The sequence below is a fragment of the Nostocoides jenkinsii Ben 74 genome, from assembly GCF_001046875.1.
In the GTDB taxonomy this organism is placed as follows: Bacteria; Actinomycetota; Actinomycetes; order Actinomycetales; family Dermatophilaceae; genus Nostocoides_A; species Nostocoides_A jenkinsii.
Window position 1 is genome coordinate 3,621,580 of the sequence record NZ_HF571038.1, and the last position, 2,000, is coordinate 3,623,579.

Sequence of the window (2,000 nt, forward strand, 5' to 3'; positions counted from 1 at the left end):
GGCCGTCCCGGCGGCGGCCCCGGTGGCCGTGGCGGCACGCAGGGTGCCTTCGGCAAGGGCGGTGGCCGCAACAAGCAGCGCAAGTCCAAGCGCGCGAAGCGGCAAGAGTTCGAGCAGATGCAGGCGCCGACGATCGGCGGCGTGTCGGTTCCGCGCGGCGACGGCACCACCGTCGTGCGAGTGCGTCAAGGCGCGTCGCTGACGGACTTCGCCGATCGCATCAACGCCAACCCGGCGTCGCTGGTCACGGTGCTCTTCCACCTCGGCGAGATGGCCACGGCCACGCAAAGCCTGGACGAGGACACCTTCAAGCTGCTCGGCGCCGAGCTCGGCTACGACATCCGCATGGTGTCGCCGGAGGAAGAGGAGCGCGAGCTCTTCGACTCCTTCAACATCAACCTCGAAATCGGCATCGAGGCCGAGGATGAGGACGACCTTGAGGCCCGGCCGCCGGTCGTGACCGTCATGGGTCACGTCGACCACGGCAAGACCAAGCTCCTCGACGCCATCCGCAACGAGAATGTCGTTGCGGGCGAGCACGGTGGCATCACTCAGCACATCGGTGCCTACCAGATCCACAAGGAGCACGAGGGCGTCGACCGCGCCATCACCTTCATCGACACCCCCGGTCACGAGGCGTTCACCGCCATGCGTGCCCGTGGTGCCAAGGTGACCGACATCGCGATCCTCGTGGTGGCGGCCGACGACGGTGTCATGCCGCAGACGATCGAGGCGCTCAACCACGCCCAGGCCGCGGATGTGCCGATCGTGGTGGCGGTCAACAAGATCGACGTCGAGGGCGCCAACCCGTCCAAGGTTCGCCAGCAGCTGACCGAATACAACCTCGTCGCCGAGGAGTACGGCGGCGAGACGATGTTCGTCGACGTCTCGGCGAAGCAGGGTCTCGGTATCGAGGACCTGCTCGAGGCGGTCCTGTTGACGGCCGACGCGGCGCTCGACCTGCGGGCCAATCCGGACCGCGACGCGCGCGGCGTGGCCATCGAGGCCAACCTCGACAAGGGTCGCGGCGCCACGGCGACCGTTCTGGTCCAGTCGGGCACGCTCACCGTGGGTGACGCGATCGTGACGGGCTCGGCATACGGCCGTGTTCGGGCATTGCTCGACGAGCACGGCAAGCCCGTGACCGAGGCGGGTCCCTCGCGACCCGTCCAGGTCCTCGGTCTCTCCTCGGTCCCGCGCGCCGGCGACACCTTCGTCGTCGCGCCGGATGACCGGACCGCCCGGCAGATCGCCGAGCGCCGGGAGGCGGCCGACCGTCAGGCGGCGCTGGCCAAGGCCCGCAAGCGCATCTCGCTCGAAGACCTCAACGCGGCGCTGGCCGCAGGCAAGGTCGACACCCTCAACCTCATCCTCAAGGGTGACGTGTCGGGTTCGGTCGAGGCGCTCGAGGACGCGTTGCTGCAGATCGACGTGGGCGACGATGTCGACCTGCGGATCATCGACCGCGGGGTCGGCGCCATCACGATGAACAACATCAACCTCGCGATGGCCTCCAACGCGATCATCATCGGCTTCAACGTGCGCGCGGAGGGGCAGAACGCCGACTACGCCGAGCGCGAGGGTGTCGAGATCCGCTACTACTCGGTGATCTACCAGGCCATCGAAGAGGTCGAGGCGGCGCTGAAGGGCATGCTCAAGCCCGAGTTCGAGGAAGTCGAGCTGGGCACGGCGGAGATCCGCGAGATCTTCCGGTCGAGCAAGTTCGGCAATATCGCCGGGTCGATCGTGCGCAGCGGCGAGATCCGTCGAGGCGCTCGGGCGCGGATCACCCGTCATGGGGTGGTCGTCGCCGAGAACGTCGAGGTGGCCGGCCTGCGCCGGTTCAAGGACGATGTCGTCGAGGTCCGCGAGGGCTACGAGTGCGGTATCAACCTCGGCAGCTTCAACGACCTGCAGCTCGGCGACCTCATCGCGACCTACGAACTGCGCGAGAAGCCCCGCGCCTGACCGTTGCCGGTCGCCCCACCCCCCCCCCCCCC

The 2,000-nt window shown here is 68.2% G+C and carries 1 protein-coding gene; it reads left to right on the forward strand.

Going from position 1 to position 2,000, the window contains the following annotated elements; all coding sequences use genetic code 11:
- Window positions 1-1,968 (forward strand): translation initiation factor IF-2 (infB, locus tag BN13_RS17230; protein WP_201329114.1); only part of this gene is annotated, 1,968 nt, incomplete at its 5' end.
- Window positions 1,969-2,000: the final 32 nt, after the last annotated feature.